We start from the raw sequence: 18475 nt of genomic DNA on the forward strand, positions 1-18475 counted from the left end.
CCTTGTCCGCTCAAGTCATCGCGATTGACGCAATGGGCGGGGACTTCGGTCCCCGCAGCATTGTCCAGGCCAGCCTTGCTTGTCTGTCTGCTACGCCATCGTTGCATCTGGCCCTCGTCGGTCAACCCTCCCTCCTTGAAGAAATGATTGCTGGCCATTCGGCTGTGGATCGCGCGCGCCTGGAAATCATCCCGGCAACGCAGGTGATTGCCATGGACGAGAAGCCGTCGCAGGCATTGCGTGGCAAGCCCGACTCTTCCATGCGGGTGGCGTTGCAATTGCTGCGCGATGGCAAGGTGCAGGCCTGTGTCAGTGCTGGCAATACCGGGGCGTTGATGGCGTTGGCGCGGCACGTGCTCAAGACCCTGCCGGGCATTGATCGCCCGGCAATGGTTGCGGCTATCCCGACCCAGGCGGGTTATTGCCAGTTGCTGGACCTTGGGGCGAATGTGGATTGCAGTGCCGAGCATCTGCTGCAATTCGCCATCATGGGGTCGGTGGCAGCCGAAGCTTTAGGTGTAGTGCGTCCGCGGGTGGCGTTGCTGAACATCGGCACTGAGGACATCAAGGGCAACCAACAGGTCAAGCTGGCCGCGACCTTGTTGCAGGCTGCCCCGGGCCTGAACTACATCGGCTTTGTCGAAGGCGACGGTTTGTACCGTGGCGAGGCCGATGTGGTGGTGTGCGACGGTTTTGTCGGCAACATCCTGCTCAAGTCCAGCGAAGGCCTGGCCACCATGATCGCGGCTCGCATCGAGGCGCTGTTCAGGCAAGGTTTGCTGTCGCGCATGGTTGGAGCCTTGGCAATGCCATTGATGCGGCGCTTGCAGCAAGACTTGGCCCCGGCACGGCACAATGGCGCCAGTTTCTTGGGGTTGCAGGGTATCGTGGTGAAAAGCCATGGTTCGGCCGGTGTGCAGGGTTTCCAAAGTGCGATTCAGCGGGCCTTGATCGAGATTCAGGAGAACCTGCCCGAGCGCTTGCACGGTCGCTTGGAGGCGCTGTTGCCTTAGCGGCTTTTCGTAGGCCAGCGGGGCGATGTGACCGCTGGGTTCAAATTGCCATCCAATTGTCAGTTTCTCGCGCCTACAGTAAGTGGCGCCAATTCTTCGACGACAAGATCATTAGGGGCTTGTTTCATGTCTACCTCCCTCGCATTCGTCTTTCCCGGACAGGGTTCGCAATCCCTCGGCATGCTGGCCGAGCTTGGCGCGCAATATCCGCTGGTTCTGGAAACCTTCAAGGAGGCTTCCGATGCTCTGGGCTATGACCTATGGGCGTTGACCCAGCAGGGGCCGGAAGAACTGCTCAATCAGACCGACAAAACCCAGCCAGCGATCCTCGCCGCGTCCATCGCTTTGTGGCGCTTGTGGTTGGCTGAAGGTGGCGCGCGCCCGGCTTACGTCGCCGGCCACAGCCTGGGTGAATACAGTGCATTGGTTGCGGCCGGTAGCCTGAGCCTTGGCGAAGCTGCCAAGTTGGTGGAGCGTCGCGGCCAGTTGATGCAAGAGGCCGTACCGGCCGGGCAGGGTGGCATGGCTGCGATTCTGGGCCTGGAAGACGCCGATGTGCTGACAGCCTGTGCCGAAGCGGCGCAGGGCGAAGTGGTTAGCGCGGTCAACTTCAATTCCCCGGGCCAGGTCGTCATCGCAGGTGCCAAGGCTGCGGTCGAGCGCGCCATCGAAGGCTGCAAGGCGCGTGGTGCCAAGCGCGCGATGCCGTTGCCGGTCAGCGTCCCGTCCCATTGCGAACTGATGCGCCCGGCGGCCGAGCGGTTTGCCGAGTCCGTCGCTGCCATTGATTGGCAGGTGCCGCAGATCCCCGTGGTGCAAAACGTCAGCGCCGCGGTTGCCGCAGACCTGGACACCCTCAAGCGCGATCTTCTGGAACAGTTGTACAAGCCTGTGCGTTGGGTGGAATCGGTGCAGGCACTGGCCGCTAAGGGCGCCACCCAATTGGTCGAATGCGGTCCAGGCAAAGTGCTCGCCGGCTTGAACAAGCGTTGCGCTGAAGGCGTTTCGACTGCAAACCTCAATACACCCGACGCTTTCGCTGCCGCTCGCGCAGCGTTGGCTTGAATCAGGAGAAGCCTGCATGAGTCTGCAAGGTAAAGTTGCATTGGTGACCGGCGCTAGCCGTGGTATTGGCCAGGCCATTGCGCTTGAGCTGGGGCGTCTGGGCGCTGTAGTGATCGGCACGGCAACCACTGCTTCGGGCGCCGAGCGCATTGCTCAGACCCTGAAGGAAAACGGCGTCCAAGGTACTGGTCTGGAGTTGAATGTGACCAGCAATGAGTCCGTTGCCGCCGTGTTGGCGAGCATTCAGGTGCAGTTCGGTGCGCCGGAGATCTTGGTCAATAATGCCGGTATCACCCGCGATAATCTGATGATGCGCATGAAAGATGACGAGTGGAACGATGTCATCGATACCAACTTGAACAGTCTCTTTCGTCTGTCCAAGGGTGTTCTGCGCGGTATGACCAAGGCACGCTGGGGGCGAATTATCAGTATTGGCTCGGTTGTGGGTGCCATGGGCAACGCGGGCCAAGTAAACTACGCGGCCGCCAAGTCGGGGCTGGAAGGTTTCACGCGCTCGCTGGCGCGGGAGTTGGGGTCGCGTTCGATCACGGTCAACGCAGTGGCTCCGGGGTTCATCGACACCGATATGACCCGCGAGCTGCCAGAAGCGCAACGTGAGGCCTTGCAGGCGCAAATCCCCCTGGGCCGTCTGGGGCAAGCTCAAGAGATCGCGCAAGTGGTCGCTTTTCTGGCTTCGGATGGTGCTGCTTACGTGACTGGGGCTACAATCCCGGTGAATGGCGGCATGTACATGAGTTAAATGTGACGGATCGCTTCAAAAAAATGTCATACGAGCTGTCTAAAATCCGTTATAAAGCTGCAATCTATTTATAGGCAGATGGTCGCAGGGTTTGAGGAGTGAAGCTTTCAGTTGAAAAGCTGAAAAGTCTTTCTATACACTTACCCACTGGCCAGCTGCCTGAATTTGTCCATTAGGAGTGAAAACAAGGTATGAGCACCATCGAAGAGCGCGTCAAGAAAATCGTTGCCGAGCAACTGGGCGTTAAAGAAGACGAAGTGAAGAACGATTCTTCCTTCGTAGAAGACCTGGGTGCCGACTCCCTTGACACCGTTGAGCTGGTGATGGCTCTGGAAGAGGAATTCGAGACCGAAATCCCTGACGAAGAAGCTGAAAAAATCACTACCGTTCAAGCGGCCATCGACTACGTTACTAGCCACCAGGCTTAATCGTTTGTAGTCGTTGCTAGCTGTCATGGAAAAACCGCACTGCCATCACGGCGTGCGGTTTTTTCTTTAGGCCTGATACAAAAGTGTCGTCATTAGAAAAAGGAGAGTGCTGTGTCGCGTAGACGCGTCGTAGTCACCGGTATGGGTATGTTGTCGCCATTGGGCACGGATGTTTCGAGCAGTTGGCAAGGCATTCTGGCCAGCCGCAGTGGCATTGGTCCGATCGAACACACGGACCTTTCTGCCTATTCCACCCGTTTTGGCGGCTCGGTAAAGAACTTCGATGTCGAGCAATACCTGTCGGCCAAGGAAGCGCGCAAGCTCGACCTGTTCATCCAGTATGGCCTGGCCGCTGGTTTCCAGGCAGTCAACCATGCGGGCCTGGAAGTTACCGACGCCAACCGCGAGCGCATTGGCGTGGCCATGGGCTCGGGTATTGGCGGCCTGACTAATATCGAAGAAACCAGCCGCACCCTGCATGAGCAGGGGCCGCGCCGGATCTCTCCTTTCTTCGTGCCTGGCTCGATCATCAATATGATCTCCGGTTTCCTGTCCATCCACTTGGGCACTCAGGGGCCGAACTACGCTATTTCCACGGCTTGCACCACAGGTACGCATTGCATCGGTATGGCTGCACGCAACATCGCCTACGGTGAAGCGGATGTGATGATCGCCGGCGGCGCTGAGATGGCGGCCTGTGGCTTGGGCATGGGCGGTTTTGGCGCGGCGCGTGCCTTGTCGACCCGCAATGACGAGCCAGCCCGCGCGAGCCGCCCTTGGGACAAGGGTCGTGATGGCTTTGTCCTATCCGATGGCGCCGGTGCGCTGGTACTCGAAGAGCTGGAGCACGCCAAGGCGCGTGGCGCGACCATTTATGCCGAGTTGATTGGCTTTGGCATGAGCGGCGACGCGTACCACATGACGTCGCCTTCGGCCGATGGCGCGGGCGCCGCGCGCTGCATGAGCAATGCACTGCGCGATGCCGGGATTGCCCCGCAAGACGTGGACTATATCAACGCCCACGGCACCTCCACCTCGGCGGGTGACCTGGCGGAAGTGCAGGCGATCAAGTCGGTGTTCGGCGAGCACGCCTACAAACTGGCGGTCAGCTCGACCAAGTCCATGACCGGCCATTTGCTTGGTGCCGCGGGCGCGATCGAGGCGATCTTCAGTGTGAAGGCGATCAACGACCAGATCGCGCCGCCCACCATCAACCTGGACGAACCGGACGAAGGTTGCGACCTCGACTTCGTGCCCCACGAAGCGCGGCGCATGCCCATTGATGTGGTGTTGTCCAACTCGTTCGGCTTTGGCGGCACTAATGGCTCCCTGGTGTTCCGCCGGTTCGTTGATTGATGCACAGCTGGGTTGACGGTCAGCCCGAAAGCGCTCTGCCACTCAAGGATCGTGGCCTGGCCTACGGCGACGGGTTGTTTGAAACCGTCGCCGTCAAGGGCGGTCGGCCCGTGTTGCTGGAGCGGCACTTGCTGCGGTTGGCCGAAGGCTGTTCACGCCTGGGCATCAACGCCGATGCGGCGCTGATTCGCAGTGAACTGCTGGCCTACGCGGCGGCGCTGGGGGAGGGCGTGCTCAAGCTGATCCTCACCCGCGGCGATAGCCTGCGCGGTTATGCCGCGCAGCTCGGCGCCCAGCCTCGGCGGATCCTGCAAGGCAACCCGCCCGCCGTCTATCCCTCAGCTCACGCGCAGCACGGCGTGCGCCTATTCCCCTGTACCACCCGGTTGGCCGAGCAACCCTTGCTCGCCGGCCTCAAGCACCTCAATCGCCTCGAACAAGTCATCGCCCGCGCCGAATGGCAGGACGCCGAGCACGCCGAAGGCCTGATGCTCGACACCTCGGGTCGTCTGATCGAAGGGGTGTTCAGCAATCTGTTCCTGGTACGTGATGCTGTGCTGTTGACGCCGGACCTGAGCCGTTGCGGCGTGGCCGGTGTGATGCGCGCCGAGTTACTGTTCCAAGCCGAGTCCCTGGGCATCGCCGTGCAGGTCGCGGACTTGGGGCTAGAGCACTTGCAGCGGGCCGACGAAGTCTTTGTGTGCAATAGCGTGTATGGCGTCTGGCCTGTGCGCGCTTATGCAGCGCTGAGCTGGCCGGTTGGCCCGCTCACCCGTAAACTGCAGAGCATTGCCCGCGCGCTACTGGATGTTTGATTCGTGAGACGTAAATTTTTGCTGCTGCTGGAAACCGGACTGGTTCTGGCAGGCTTGCTGCTGGGCGCTTCTGCCTGGAAGCTGTATTCGGCACTGGAGCAGCCGCTGAACCTGGCTACCGAAGAACTGCTGGAAGTCCCGGCCGGTTCGACCCCCACGGGAACCTTCAATCGCCTGCAAGCCGATGGCGTGCTTGAGGATGCTTTCTGGCTGCGCCTGTACTGGCGTTTTAACCTTGCTGGCCAGCCTTTGCACAGCGGTGAGTACCGCATGCTGCCGGGCATGACCGCCCAGGGCTTGATTGGCCTGTGGCAGCGCGGCGAAGTGGTGCAATACAGCCTGACCCTGGTTGAGGGTTGGAACTTCCGCCAGGTGCGCTCCGCCCTGAGCAAGAACGACAAGTTGGAACAGACCCTGGCGGGGCTGAGCGACAGCGAAGTGATGGAAAAACTGGGCCATGGCGGCGTGTTCCCCGAGGGGCGGTTCTTTCCCGACACCTATAGTTTCGTGCGCGGCATGAGCGATGCCGAGTTGCTGAAAAAAGCCTACGAGCGTCTTGAGGAGGTGCTGGCCAAGGAGTGGAGCCGGCGCGCTGCCGACTTGCCCTACACCCAGCCCTATCAGGCGCTGATTATGGCCTCGCTGGTGGAGAAGGAAACCGGTGTGCCCCAGGAGCGCGGGCAGATTGCCGGGGTGTTCGTGCGCCGCATGCGCACCGGCATGATGCTGCAAACCGACCCGACGGTGATCTACGGCCTCGGCGAGCGCTACAACGGCAAGCTGACCCGCTCCCACCTGCGCGAACCAACGCCGTACAACACTTACACCAACTTCGGGTTGCCGCCGACGCCCATTGCTATGGTCGGGCGCGAAGCAATCAACGCCGCGCTCAACCCGGTTGCTGGCAGCAGCCTGTACTTTGTCGCCCGTGGCGATGGCAGCCATGTGTTCTCCGACGACCTGGATGCGCACAACGCCGCCGTGCGCGAGTATCAGCTCAAGCGTCGTGCCGACTACCGCTCCAGTCCGGCGCCACTGCAGGTGCCGCAGGCTGCTCCTGAAGACGTCGTGCCGCCCCAGGATGATGAGCCCGCGCTGGACGCCAACCCGCCGCAAAGCCCGCAATGACATTGATTAAGGACTGCCCGTGACTGGTTTGTTTATCACGCTGGAAGGCCCGGAAGGCGCCGGCAAAAGCACCAACCGCGAATACCTGGCCGAGCGCCTGCGCGCCGCCGGCATTGAAGTGTTACTGACCCGCGAACCGGGCGGCACACCACTGGCCGAACGCATCCGCGAGGTGCTGCTGGCGCCCATCGATGAAGTGATGAACCCGGACACCGAGCTGCTGCTGGTGTTCGCCGCACGGGCCCAGCACTTGGCACAAGTGATCCGCCCGGCGCTGGCACGGGGCGCGGTGGTGCTGTGTGATCGCTTTACCGACTCCACTTACGCCTATCAAGGCGGCGGCCGCGGTTTGTCCGTGGAGCGTATCGCGGCGCTGGAAACGTTCGTTCAGGGCGATCTGCGCCCGGACCTGACGCTGGTGTTCGACCTGCCGGTGGAAATCGGCATGGCCCGGGCCAGCGCCCGTGGGCGGCTGGACCGCTTCGAGCTGGAAGATCGGCTGTTTTTCGACGCGGTTCGCAGCGCGTTCCTCGCCCGAGCCAAGGCGGACCCGGCGCGCTACCTGCTGGTGGACGCCGCTCAACCCCTGGCGCAGGTTCAACGTGCGCTGGATGCCCTGGTGCCGACCCTGCTGGAGCGTCATCGTGGCTGAAGCCTATCCGTGGCAGGACAGCCTCTGGCAGCAATTGGCCGGCCGCAGCCAGCACGCCCACGCTTATTTGCTGCATGGCCCCATGGGTATCGGCAAGCGCGCCCTGGCCGAACGCCTGATGGCCAGCCTGTTGTGCCAACGACCCGAGGGGCTGGAGGCTTGCGGCCAGTGCAAATCCTGCCTGCTGCTCAAGGCCGGTAGCCATCCGGACAACTACATTCTGGAGCCGGAAGAGGCGGACAAGGCGATCAAGGTCGATCAGGTCCGTGACCTGGTGAGTTTCGTGGTGCAGACCGCGCAAATGGGCGGGCGCAAAGTGGTGTTGATCGAGCCGGTGGAGGCGATGAACCACAACGCAGCCAACGCTTTGCTCAAAAGCCTCGAAGAACCCTCCGGCGACACGGTGCTGCTGCTGGTCAGCCACCAGCCAAGCCGCTTGCTGCCCACGGTCAAGAGCCGCTGCGTGCAGCAGGCGTGCCCGTTGCCGAGCCCAGCCATGAGCCTGCAATGGCTGGCCCAGGCGTTGCCCGACTGCACAACGGATGAGCGTGGTGAACTCCTGACCCTGGCCGCCGGCTCGCCGCTGTTGGCGGTCAACCTCCAGGCCCAGGGCGTGCGCGAGCAGCGGGCGTTGGTGGTTGAAGGGGTGAAGAAACTGCTCAAACAACAGCAATCGCCGACCCAATTGGCCGAGGGCTGGAATGCCATCCCGTTGTTACTGCTGTTCGACTGGTTCTGCGACTGGTCGAGCCTGATCCTGCGTTATCAACTGACCCACGACGAGGCTGGCCTGGGCCTGGCCGACATGCGCAAGGTGGTGCAGTACCTGGCGCAAAAGAGCCCGCAGGGCAAGGTCCTGGAGATCCAGGACTGGATCCTCGCCCAGCGCCAGAAAGTCCTGGGTAAGGCCAACCTCAATCGGGTGTTGTTGCTCGAAGCCCTGTTGGTGCAATGGGTGGGGTTGCTCGGCCGCCGTTGATCGGCGCCGCCCGCGGCGCTTTTTTATCCACAGAACCGAGTTGCGACTTTTTATGCTTGTAGATTCCCACTGCCACCTCGACCGCCTCGACCTGGCTGCCCACGGCGGCTCCCTGGACGCAGCACTGGATGCTGCCCGCCAATGTGGCGTCGGGCATTTCCTGTGCATTGGCGTCAGTGTCGATAACGCGGCCGACGTCAAGGCACTGGCCGAGCGCTATGACGATGTCGATTGTTCGGTGGGTGTTCACCCGCTCGACGTTCAGCCCGGCGCCGCGCCGGCGCTGGACTGGCTGCTGCGTGAGCTCAACCACCCGCGTGTCGTGGCCATTGGCGAGACGGGCCTGGATTACCACTACGAACCTGAAGCCGCCGAGTTGCAGCAAGCCTCATTCCGCCTGCACCTGGAGGCCGCCCAGCAAACCGGCAAACCGGTGATCGTCCACACCCGTGGCGCGCGGGCCGACACCCTGGCCCTGCTGCGCGAAGCAGCGTTGCCCCAAGCGGGCGTGCTGCACTGCTTCACAGAAGACTGGGACATGGCCAAAGCCGCGCTGGACCTGGGCTTCTACATCTCGCTGTCGGGGATTGTCACCTTCAAGAATGCCGAGGCCTTGCGCGATGTGGCGCGCCAGGTGCCGGCCGATCGCCTGCTGGTAGAGACCGACTCGCCTTACCTGGCCCCCATTCCGTACCGGGGCAAGCCCAACTTGCCGCAGTACGTGCGGGAAGTGGCGCAGTATCTGGCGATGCTGCGCGGCCAGCCCTTTGATGCTTTTGCCCGCCAAACCAGCGAGAACTTCCAGCGGTTGTTCCCGCTGGCTCGGGTCAAGCCGTTCTAAGGTAAATCGCGGGCAAAAAAAACCCGGGTTCTGGGGGGTGAATCCGGGTTAAGACCATTAGGAGTAAAACAAAGGCACGCGGTCCGTTGGTACCTTCATCGCCGCGACACTTGGGGGAGATGCCGCGTCGACAGCTCAAGTATTGATCACAATGGCGTTGCGTCCAGTTCGCGCTGGCTATTTCTTAAACAGATTTGGAATACGCGCGCTTCGCTTGAGTTCTCATTGCCGCGCCAGGGTAGCGACAATCGCCAGAGTTTCGTCGATTACGCGCTTTTCTGTATAGAAATGCGGGGAAAAACGCACACCCTCACCACGGGGGATGCACACCACCTGTTGCGCCATCAACTGCCGCCATAGCTGCTGATTATCGATGCCATCGATACTGAACGAGAAAATCCCGCCCCGACGCGCCGGATTCAGCGGGCTGTGCAAGCGCACCCCGGGAATGGCGCTCAAACCGTCTTGCAACCACTGCACCCGTTCGGCGATTAACCGGGCGACTTCTTCCATGCCCACGTCTTCAAGCAGCGACAGGCTGGCCTCCAGCGCCATGGCCCCGAGCATATTGGGGCTGCCGCATTCAAAGCGCCGGGCGCTTTTTGCCGGCTCCCACGCGGTGCGGCTATAGTCGCCCATATGTTCAAGCATGTGCCAGCCGAACTCGTGCAGCTTGAGTTGTTCACGCAACTCGGCGCGGCAATAGAACACCCCCAGGCCTTCCGGGCCGAGCATCCACTTGTGGCCGTCGGCCATGGCGAAGTCGCACTGATAGGCCTGCACATCGAAGGGTAGGGCGCCCAGTTGCTGGATCGCGTCAATGCAAAACAGCACGTTGCGCTGCTTGCAACCGGCCCCCAGGCGTCGCAGGTCCAGCAGCAGGCCGCTAGCGAACTGCACGGCGCTGACCGACATCAGCCGCGTGCGCGGCCCGCAGGCCGCCAGCAGCGCGGCTTCCGGGTCATCGCCCTTGAGGCTGACTTGCACCACTTCCACCCCTTGCCCGGCCAGGGCTTCCCAGACGATGCGGTTGGAGGGGAATTCTTCGTCGCTGATGACGATCTGGTCGCCGTTTTTCCAGCTCAAACCGAAGGCTACGAAAGAGAGGGCTTCTGATGTATTTTTGACCAGCGCCACGTCATCCGTTGCCGGTGCGTTGAGCAGGCGGGCAAGGCGTTCGCGAAGGCGTTGTTCCAGTACCATCCAGTCCGGATAGTCCCTGGCGCCGAGCAAAACGTTCTCCTGGGCGAAGCGGGTGACGGCTAATGCGGCGCGATTGGGCCAGGGCGCAACGGCCGCGTGGTTCAAATAACGCAGGCCGGGAGCCTGTACAAATTCATCAAGAAACGTAGTCATGGTCGGATGATCCGTGCAATTTGGCGCAAGTTAGGCATAATACGCGGCTTCGATTTTGACCCCTACAGACCTTTTCTTATGCACAAAGAACCTCGTAAGGTCCGTGAGTTTCGTCGCCGCGAGCAAGAAATTCTCGATACCGCGCTCAAGCTGTTCCTCGAACAAGGTGAAGACAGTGTCACCGTCGAGATGATCGCTGATGCCGTGGGTATCGGCAAAGGCACGATCTACAAGCACTTCAAGTCCAAGGCGGAGATCTACCTGCGCTTGATGCTCGATTACGAGCGCGACCTGAATGAGCTGCTGCACTCTGCCGATGTGGACAAGGATAAGGAAGCCCTGTCCCGGGCTTACTTTGAGTTCCGCATGCGCGACCCGCAGCGCTATCGCTTGTTCGATCGCCTGGAAGAGAAGGTGGTCAAGGGCAACCAGGTTCCGGAGATGGTCGAAGAATTGCACAAGATCCGTGCTTCGAACTTCGAGCGCCTGACCCTGTTGATTAAGGGCCGCATCAGCGAGGGCAAGCTCGAAGACGTGCCGCCGTACTTCCACTATTGCGCGTCCTGGGCGCTGGTCCACGGCGCCGTGGCGCTGTACCACTCACCGTTCTGGAGCAATGTGCTGGAAGACCAGGAAGGCTTCTTCCAGTTCCTGATGGATATCGGTGTGCGCATGGGCAACAAGCGCAAGCGCGACACCGACGCCCCGGGCAGTTGAGCCATTCAAGTGCTTTATTGCGCCATCATTGAGCTACGTGGCGCGAACCTCCCCAGCTTATACTCAGGCATGGGACTTGCTAAAACCTGATTTATAAGTCAGGTTTTGCCGGTCCCGATTTTTCTTCCGCCGGAGTGCTTCATGATCGTTGACCGTCAAGGCAGGCGTTTTCGCAATTTGCGTATCAGCCTGACTTCAGCCTGCAACTATGCCTGTACCTACTGCGTGCCCAACGGCAAGCGGCTGGTGGCTGCGCAGGATGAACTGTCGGCCGAGGCCATGGCCCGGGGCGTGGCGTACCTGATCGAGGCGGCAGGCATCGAGCGTTTGCGCATCACCGGCGGCGAACCACTGGTCAGCCCCAAGCTGGAAGCGTTCATGGCGGCCGTGGGGCAGATGGGCCTGGCGGACATCAGCCTGACTACCAATGGCCAGTTGCTGACGCGCAAGTTGCCCTCCCTGGTGCAGGCCGGCATCCGCCGCATCAACGTTTCCCTCGACACCCTCGACCCGCAAGCCTTCCGCGCCATCGCCCGGGGCGGCGACCTACCCACCGTGCTCGACGGTATGGCCCAGGCCAAGGCCGCCGGGATGAAGGTCAAGGTCAACATGGTGCCGTTGCGCGGGCAGAACCTGGACCAGGTGATGCCGCTGCTCGACTACTGCCTGGAGCGTGGCTACGAGTTGCGCTTCATCGAGTTGATGCGCATGGGCCACCTGGCCAGCGATGGCAACAGCTTCCTGCAGCAGTTCGTCAGCCTCCAGCAGTTGCTGGGCCTGATTGGCGAACGCTACGAATACTTGCAAGCCGACGCCCCGGTGGACGCCACTGCGGTGCGCTACGAAGTGCCGGGCCATGGCTTCTTCGGTGTGATTGCCAATGAAAGCGTGCCTTTTTGCCGGACCTGTTCGCGCTTGCGTCTGTCGTCCACCGGTTGGCTGCATGGCTGCCTGTCGTCGAGCAACCGCCACTACATCGGCGACTTGCTGGACAAACCGCGCCACCAGGCCCTGCCCGCGTTGCAGCGGCTGCTGATGAAAGCCCTGGACGACAAGCAGGAAGTGGCGTTCTCCGGCGGCGCGACGGTGATGAAGATCATTGGCGGCTGAGGCCCAGGCAGGCTGGCCCGGAAGCTGCATCTGGTGCCCATTCGCCGGTTTTCCGTCACCGGCCTCTGGAGGGTAGGATGCGTAGCCTGGTTTTGCTGCTGGCCGTTTTGGCGCTTGGTGGCTGCATGAATGTCAGTGACCTGGGCGAGGGCGCTCGCTACCACATGAGCGATGCGGGCCTGTTGGACCACAGCGATACCCGCCGCACCAGCTCCGTGCGCATCCAACCCGATTCCTTCGTGTTTATCGCCCAGGGCGCGTTCGCCCCGCCGGGCAGCGCTTACCCGCGGCCCAATGTGGTGGCCGAAGAGGCGTTCAACAGCTTCGTCGAGTATTTCCCCATGGTGCGCCGCGCCCGTGCCCCCGAAGGGCTGGACGAGGCAATGACCGAGGCTCGCGCCGCCGGCGCCCATTACCTGCTCTACACCCGCTTCGCCAAGGCCGAAGACCGCATCGGCAACTACGATGAATGGGCCGACCAGGAAGCCGTGGATCGCCTAGGGGTGGACACCGGTGTGATTCAGATCATGCTGATCGAGACCAGTACCCAATACCTGATCGACACGGCGCGCATCCGCAGCCGTGGCGGTTTACTGACGTTCCATGACAACAAGCCGCAAGACCTGCTCGGCCAACCCCTGCGCCAGTACGCGCGCAGCCTGCTGGGCCTGAGCGACTGAGCGCGGCCCCCGGAGCCTCCATGAGCGACACGCAAAAAGCCCTCGACCTGTTCGCCCAGATCCCCAAGGCCAAAGGCCTGCCGCCGGTGCACCTGTGGAATCCCGAGTTCTGCGGCGATATCGATATGCGCATCGCCCGCGACGGCACCTGGTACTACCAGGGCACGCCCATTGGCCGCAAGCCGATGGTCAAGTTGTTCTCCACTATCCTGCGCCGCGACGGCGATGACTACTTCCTGATTACCCCAGTGGAAAAAGTCGGGATCAAGGTCGATGACGCGCCGTTCATTGCCGTGACCCTGGAGGTTGAAGGGCAGGGCGAGAGCCAAGTGTTGCGCTTTACCAGCAATGTCGAAGAGTCCTTCGCCGCCGATGCCGAACACCCATTGCGGGTGGTGATCGATCCTGCGAGCCAGGAGCCAGCGCCCTACGTGCTGGTACGCAGCAATCTGGAAGCGCTGATCCACCGCAACGTCTTCTACCAATTGGTGGAGCTGGCGGTGAGCCGCCCCATCGATGGCCAGAACTGGCTCGGGGTGTGGAGCGCCGGGGTGTTCTTCCCCATCGGCCTGGAACCCTGAGCCAGGGGCCTGGCGCTTACTGAGCGGCGCCGTTGCCTTCGGAGCCGGAGCCGCCGGTGGTGGTTTTCGAGCCGCTGCCCATCTTGCCGTTTTCCGGATCGGGCGCGCCGCCCTGGCGGCCGCTGTCGTTACCCTGCACCCGCGGGTCGGTGCCGGTGGATGGAGGCAGGCCGCCGTTATCCATGGCGCCGCCGGTGTCCATCGACGGTGTCGAGCCCTGGGTGGTGGGCGGCGTTGGCGAATCGACCGGGTTGGTCGGCCCGGTGGAACCGGCGAACGAGGCCAGGGAAACCGAGGACAGCAGGCCGGCCAGGGCCAGGTTTGTAAGGAGTGAGCGATTCATGGTGTCGTCTCCAATGTCAGGGGGTTACCTTCAATTGGTCAGCCGCTGGCCGGTGGGGTGCCGGGCGGGCGACGGGCGGTGCTGATCCTGCTGCGAAGGTTCTGCCATTCGCCGCTGAAATTGAGCTGCGCCAGGTCGGCAAACTGCATTAGCATCGCCTTTTGAATTTTTGCCAGGATCGTCCATGACCATCGAAATCCGCCCGGCGTTGCCCAGTGACGCCCAGCAAATCCTTTCCTTTATCACTGAGCTTGCGGATTACGAGAAGGCCCGCCACGAAGTCATTGCCAGCGTCGCCGACATCCAGCGCAGCCTGTTCGGCGAAGGCGCCACGGCCCATGGCCTGATTTGCCTGCGCGACGGTTTGCCGATCGGCTTCGCGGTGTTCTTTTTCAGCTACTCGACCTGGCTGGGCAGCAATTGCCTGTACCTCGAAGACCTGTACATCAACCCGGAGCAGCGTGGCGGCGGCGCGGGCAAGAAACTGCTGCGCCACCTGGCGCGCATTGCCTGCGACAACGGTTGCGGGCGTTTCGAGTGGAGCGTGCTGGACTGGAACGAGCCGGCGATCAAATTCTATGAATCCATCGGCGCCAAGCCCCAGGAAGAATGGGTGCGCTATCGCATGGAGGGGGATTCTCTGCGCGAGTTTGCCCAGGGCTGACACCGCGTCTGTGTTGGCAGGGCCACGGCCATCGCGAGCAAGCCGCCCGGGTTGGGAGCGAGCCTGCCCGCGATGAGGTCAGAACAAACGCAGCTTTTCTATCGGCCGGTTCAGCCCTTGAGCGTGGCCATGTCGATCACGAAGCGGTACTTCACATCGCCGGCGATCATGCGGGTGTAGGCCTCGTTGATCTGGCGGATGTCGAGCATTTCGATGTCGCAGGTGATGTTGTGCTCGGCGCAGAAATCCAGCACTTCCTGGGTTTCGGCCATGCCGCCGATCAATGAGCCTGCCAGTACGCGGCGCTGGGTCACCAGGTGTGCGGCGTGGATCGGCGGGTTCACCGGTTCGATCAGCCCGACCAGGATATGCACACCGTCAAAGCGCAGGGTTTGCAGGTAGGGGTTGAGGTCGTGCTGCACCGGGATGGTGTCGAGCAGGAAGTCGAACTGCCCTGCGGCGGCAGCCATCTGCGCGGCGTCGGTGGATACGATCACATGGTCCGCACCCTGGCGCCGCGCTTCTTCAGCCTTGCTGGCGGAACGGGTGAACAGGGTCACTTCTGCGCCCATGGCTTTGGCGAACTTGATGCCCATATGGCCCAGGCCACCCATACCGAGGATGCCAACCTTGTCACCGGGCTCGACACCGTAGTGCTTGAGGGGCGAGTAGGTGGTGATGCCGGCGCAAAGGATCGGCGCGGCGCTGGCCAGGTCCAGCTTGGCCGGGATGCGCACCACAAAGCGCTCGCTGACCACGATGCTGTCGGAGTAACCGCCCATGGTGTTGCTGCCATCGACCCGGTCCGGGGTGGCGTAGGTCATGGTCGGGCCTTCGAGGCAGTACTGCTCCAGGTCGGCGTGGCAGGCGTCGCAGTGGCGGCAGGAATCGACCATGCAACCCACGCCCACCAGGTCGCCGACCTTGTGGGCTGTGACCTGGGCGCCGATGGCGGTGACCTTGCCGACGATTTCATGGCCCGGCATCAGCGGGTATACGGCGATGCCCCACTCGTTGCGCGCCTGATGGATGTCGGAGTGGCACACGCCGCAGTAGAGGATTTCGATGGCCACGTCGTCGGGGCGCGGGCTGCGGCGTTGGAAGGTCATGGGGGCGAGGGGAGTGGTCGCGGACTGGGCGGCGTAACCGATGGCTGTGTACATGAAGAACCTCGCAGATGCGTTGACTGTTGAGGCGGGTTATTTTGCGCGCCGGTGGCCCGGCTCGACAGGGCGAATACTCCGGCTCTCTTGCCTATTCCTCCGGATTCGCCCCGTGGCGCGCGGCAACGGCCAGCAGACCTGCGATGATGGGCGCCTCATTTTTTGCCTGAAGCCTGTGCCATGTTGTTGACCCGTCATTTGGACGCCAATGCCACGTTGGTTGCCTTGCTCGCGCCGCTTGCTACCCGCGATGGCTTCATTCCCACCGCCGTGCCGGGCGTGCAATTGCTGCGCGCCAGCCGGGATGTGGCGCGCGGGCCACAGATCTACGAGCCGAGCCTGATGGTTATCGTGCAGGGCAGCAAACTGGCGTATCTGGGCCCGCGCACCCTGGAATACGGCGCTGGCCATTACCTGATCCAGGCGTTGCCGGTGCCGTTCGAGTGCGAAACCTTCGCCTCGGCGGATGCGCCTTTATTGGGCTTGGCGATCGGCATCGACCGCGCCGTGCTCGGCGAGTTGGTGTTGGCGATGGGCCGCGACGAGGGAGGCCCCGTGGCGGCGCAAACCCTGGAGTCCATGAGCTCGGCGGTGCTCGATGACAGCATGCGCGGTTGCGTCGAGCGGCTGTTGCGCTGCCTGCACGATCCGCTGGAATGCCAGGTGATGGGCAGCGCCCGTTTGCGCGAGCTGTTGTTCGTCGCGCTGCGCGGGCCCCAGGCCGATGTGCTGCGGGCGCTGGTGGAACAGCAGGGGCAATTTGCCCGGGTCGCCGCGTCCCTCAGCCATTTGCACGAGCACTATGCCGAGCCGCTGAATGTGGAAACCCTGGCGCGCTACGCGAACATGAGCGCATCGACCTTCCACGAGCATTTCAAGCGCAGCACCCTGTTGTCGCCGGTGCAGTACCTCAAACGCCTGCGTTTGCTCAAGGCCCAGCAATTGCTGGTGGCCGAAGGCATGGGCGTGGCTCAGGCGGCCCACCGCGTGGGGTATCAGAGCACCTCGCAGTTCAGCCGTGAGTACAAGCGCTATTTCGAGCGTAACCCGGGGGCGGAGCGGGTGGCGTCGTAGGCGGGCGCTAAAGCGGCGGGCAACAAAAAGGCCCCCATGCGGGAGCCTCGATGTTCAAGCGTGCGGCTTACATGTTCGGGTAAGTCGGGCCGCCAGCGCCTTCGGGCGTGACCCAGGTGATGTTCTGCGCAGGGTCCTTGATGTCACAGGTCTTGCAGTGTACGCAGTTCTGGGCGTTGATCTGGAAGCGCTTTTCGCCGTCTTCTTTGGTGATGACTTCGTATACGCCGGCCGGGCAGTAGCGCTGCGCCGGTTCGTCGTACAACGGCAGGTTCTGGTTGATCGGGATGCTCGGGTCGGCCAGTTTCAAGTGGCACGGCTGCTCTTCTTCATGGTTGGTGCTGGAGAGGAATACCGAGCTGAGTTTGTCGAAACTCAGTTTGCCGTCGGGCTTGGGGTAGTCGATCTGCTTGCTGTCCTTGGCCAGCTTTAGGCAGGCGTAGTCCGGCTTGGTGTCGTGCAGGGTGAACGGGATCTTGCTGCCCAGGATGTTCTGGTCGAACCAGTTGAACCCGGCGCCCAGGATCGGGCCGAACTTGTGCATCGCCGGGCCGAAGTTGCGGGTGGCGAAGAGTTCCTCGTAGAGCCAGCTGGCCTTGAACGCATCGACGTAGCTGGTCAGCTCGTCAGCGCCTTCGCCGCCGGCCAGCAGCGCATCGGCCACGGCGTCGGCGGCGAGCATGCCGGACTTCATGGCCGTGTGGCTGCCCTTGATCTTGGCGACGTTCATGGTGCCCAGGTCGCAACCGATCAGCGCGCCACCCTTGAAGACCATTTTCGGCAGCGAATTCAGGCCGCCCTTACTCAGTGCGCGGGCGCCGTAGCTGATGCGCTTGCCGCCTTCGAGGTACTGCTTGAGCACGGGGTGATGCTTGAGGCGCTGGAACTCATCGAACGGCGACAGGAAGGTGTTGCTGTAGGACAGATCGACGATCAGGCCGACCACCACTTGGTTGTTTTCCAGGTGATAAAGGAACGAGCCACCGGTGTTCTCGTTGCTCATGATGTCCAGCGGCCAGCCGGCGGTGTGCATTACCAGGCCTGGCTGATGCTTGGCCGGGTCGATTTCCCAGATTTCCTTCAGGCCGATGCCGTAGTGCTGGGCGTCGGCGTCGCTGCCCAGGTCGAAACGCTTGATGAGTTGCTTGCCGATATGGCCACGGCAGCCTTCGGCGAACAGCGTGTACTTGCCACGCAGTTCCATGCCGGGGGTGTACAGGCCTTCCTTGGGCTGGCCTTCGCGGTCTACGCCCAGGTCGCCGGTAATGATGCCGCGCACCACGCCGTTTTCGTCGAACAGCGCTTCCTGGGCAGCGAAGCCTGGGTAGATCTCCACGCCCAGGTTCTCGGCCTGCTGGGCCAGCCAGCGGCACAGGTTGCCCAGGGAGATGATGTAGTTGCCTTCGTTGTGCATGCTCTTGGGCACAAAGAAGTCGGGAACTTTGGTAGCGTTCTCGGCACTGCGCAGTACATAAATGTCATCGCGTACCACTGGCGTGTTCAGCGGTGCGCCCAGTTCCTTCCAGTCCGGGAACAGTTCGTTCAGGGCCCGGGGTTCAAACACGGCGCCCGACAGGATGTGCGCACCGACTTCCGAGCCTTTTTCGACCACACAGACGCTGATTTCCTGGCCCGCTTGCGCGGCCTTTTGCTTCAGACGGCAGGCGGCAGACAGGCCAGCGGGGCCGGCTCCGACGATGACTACGTCGAATTCCATGTATTCGCGTTCCACAGGCTCTCTCCTACTCAA

20 protein-coding genes are annotated in these 18475 nt (G+C 62.2%); 16 read left to right on the forward strand and 4 right to left on the reverse strand.

The genetic code is table 11. The annotated features are described in order from the left end of the window. Positions 1–2: 2 nt before the first annotated feature. From plsX to CKW13_RS21825, 10 genes are all read left to right on the forward strand, one after another. Positions 3–1013: a phosphate acyltransferase PlsX gene (plsX, locus tag CKW13_RS21780; protein ID WP_095110840.1), complete on the forward strand. Its 1011-nt coding sequence runs from the start codon at positions 3–5 to the stop codon at positions 1011–1013. Positions 1014–1139: 126 nt separating this feature from the next. After that, on the forward strand, positions 1140–2078 hold the full coding sequence (fabD, locus tag CKW13_RS21785) for an ACP S-malonyltransferase (protein ID WP_095110841.1): 939 nt from the start codon (positions 1140–1142) through the stop codon (positions 2076–2078). A gap of 16 nt (positions 2079–2094) precedes the next feature. Beyond that, on the forward strand, positions 2095–2838 hold the full coding sequence (fabG, locus tag CKW13_RS21790; protein WP_095110842.1) for a 3-oxoacyl-ACP reductase FabG: 744 nt from the start codon (positions 2095–2097) through the stop codon (positions 2836–2838). A gap of 191 nt (positions 2839–3029) precedes the next feature. Beyond that, positions 3030–3266 (forward strand): acyl carrier protein, encoded by a 237-nt coding sequence (gene acpP / locus CKW13_RS21795; RefSeq protein ID WP_095110843.1) that lies wholly within the window; start codon positions 3030–3032, stop codon positions 3264–3266. Between the two features lie 111 nt (positions 3267–3377). Further along, the gene (gene fabF / locus CKW13_RS21800) at positions 3378–4622 is read left to right on the forward strand and encodes a beta-ketoacyl-ACP synthase II (RefSeq protein WP_095110844.1); all 1245 of its coding nucleotides are present in this window, start codon (positions 3378–3380) and stop codon (positions 4620–4622) included. Then, the gene (gene pabC / locus CKW13_RS21805) at positions 4622–5437 is read left to right on the forward strand and encodes an aminodeoxychorismate lyase (RefSeq protein WP_095110845.1); all 816 of its coding nucleotides are present in this window, start codon (positions 4622–4624) and stop codon (positions 5435–5437) included. The genes fabF and pabC overlap by 1 nt, the downstream gene beginning before the upstream one ends. A gap of 3 nt (positions 5438–5440) precedes the next feature. Continuing rightward, the gene (mltG, locus tag CKW13_RS21810) at positions 5441–6565 is read left to right on the forward strand and encodes an endolytic transglycosylase MltG (RefSeq protein ID WP_095110846.1); all 1125 of its coding nucleotides are present in this window, start codon (positions 5441–5443) and stop codon (positions 6563–6565) included. Positions 6566–6584: 19 nt separating this feature from the next. Continuing rightward, on the forward strand, positions 6585–7217 hold the full coding sequence (tmk, locus tag CKW13_RS21815) for a dTMP kinase (RefSeq protein WP_095110847.1): 633 nt from the start codon (positions 6585–6587) through the stop codon (positions 7215–7217). Beyond that, complete coding sequence (locus tag CKW13_RS21820; protein ID WP_095110848.1) at positions 7210–8196, forward strand: DNA polymerase III subunit delta'; 987 nt, start codon at positions 7210–7212, stop codon at positions 8194–8196. The genes tmk and CKW13_RS21820 overlap by 8 nt, the downstream gene beginning before the upstream one ends. A gap of 52 nt (positions 8197–8248) precedes the next feature. Further along, positions 8249–9037, forward strand: coding sequence for a TatD family hydrolase (locus CKW13_RS21825; protein ID WP_095110849.1), 789 nt, complete (start codon positions 8249–8251; stop codon positions 9035–9037). A 222-nt stretch (positions 9038–9259) separates the two neighbouring features. Here CKW13_RS21825 and CKW13_RS21830 read toward each other — a convergent pair whose 3' ends face one another. Beyond that, positions 9260–10393, reverse strand: coding sequence for an aminotransferase class V-fold PLP-dependent enzyme (locus tag CKW13_RS21830; RefSeq protein WP_095110850.1), 1134 nt, complete (start codon positions 10391–10393; stop codon positions 9260–9262). Between the two features lie 78 nt (positions 10394–10471). On the opposite strand from CKW13_RS21830, the gene CKW13_RS21835 reads away from it, so the two are divergent. The 4 genes from CKW13_RS21835 (at position 10472) to CKW13_RS21850 (ending at position 13481) form a co-directional block, all read left to right on the forward strand. Continuing rightward, positions 10472–11110 carry a TetR/AcrR family transcriptional regulator gene (locus CKW13_RS21835; RefSeq protein ID WP_095110851.1) on the forward strand — a complete coding sequence of 213 codons (639 nt, stop codon included), beginning with the start codon at positions 10472–10474 and terminating at the stop codon, positions 11108–11110. A gap of 141 nt (positions 11111–11251) precedes the next feature. After that, positions 11252–12220 carry a GTP 3',8-cyclase MoaA gene (locus tag CKW13_RS21840; RefSeq protein WP_095110852.1) on the forward strand — a complete coding sequence of 323 codons (969 nt, stop codon included), beginning with the start codon at positions 11252–11254 and terminating at the stop codon, positions 12218–12220. A 77-nt stretch (positions 12221–12297) separates the two neighbouring features. Then, positions 12298–12900, forward strand: coding sequence for a DUF4823 domain-containing protein (locus CKW13_RS21845; RefSeq protein ID WP_095110853.1), 603 nt, complete (start codon positions 12298–12300; stop codon positions 12898–12900). A 20-nt stretch (positions 12901–12920) separates the two neighbouring features. Further along, the gene (locus CKW13_RS21850) at positions 12921–13481 is read left to right on the forward strand and encodes a DUF1285 domain-containing protein (RefSeq protein WP_095110854.1); all 561 of its coding nucleotides are present in this window, start codon (positions 12921–12923) and stop codon (positions 13479–13481) included. Between the two features lie 16 nt (positions 13482–13497). Here the strand turns inward: CKW13_RS21850 and CKW13_RS21855 are convergent, their stop codons facing one another. Further along, positions 13498–13824 (reverse strand): hypothetical protein, encoded by a 327-nt coding sequence (locus CKW13_RS21855; protein WP_095110855.1) that lies wholly within the window; start codon positions 13822–13824, stop codon positions 13498–13500. Positions 13825–14008: 184 nt separating this feature from the next. On the opposite strand from CKW13_RS21855, the gene CKW13_RS21860 reads away from it, so the two are divergent. Further along, positions 14009–14488: a GNAT family N-acetyltransferase gene (locus CKW13_RS21860; protein ID WP_095110856.1), complete on the forward strand. Its 480-nt coding sequence runs from the start codon at positions 14009–14011 to the stop codon at positions 14486–14488. A 110-nt stretch (positions 14489–14598) separates the two neighbouring features. Here the strand turns inward: CKW13_RS21860 and CKW13_RS21865 are convergent, their stop codons facing one another. Next, complete coding sequence (locus CKW13_RS21865) at positions 14599–15651, reverse strand: NAD(P)-dependent alcohol dehydrogenase (RefSeq protein WP_095110857.1); 1053 nt, start codon at positions 15649–15651, stop codon at positions 14599–14601. A 180-nt stretch (positions 15652–15831) separates the two neighbouring features. Between CKW13_RS21865 and CKW13_RS21870 the strand changes: the two genes are divergently transcribed. Then, a complete protein-coding gene (locus CKW13_RS21870; protein ID WP_095110858.1) occupies positions 15832–16725 on the forward strand; it encodes an AraC family transcriptional regulator in 894 nt (297 codons plus the stop codon). A gap of 67 nt (positions 16726–16792) precedes the next feature. Here CKW13_RS21870 and CKW13_RS21875 read toward each other — a convergent pair whose 3' ends face one another. After that, the gene (locus CKW13_RS21875) at positions 16793–18457 is read right to left on the reverse strand and encodes an electron transfer flavoprotein-ubiquinone oxidoreductase (RefSeq protein WP_095110859.1); all 1665 of its coding nucleotides are present in this window, start codon (positions 18455–18457) and stop codon (positions 16793–16795) included. Positions 18458–18475: the final 18 nt, after the last annotated feature.

It is taken from the genome of Pseudomonas sp. Irchel 3E20, from assembly GCF_900187645.1.
Taxonomy (GTDB): domain Bacteria; phylum Pseudomonadota; class Gammaproteobacteria; order Pseudomonadales; family Pseudomonadaceae; genus Aquipseudomonas.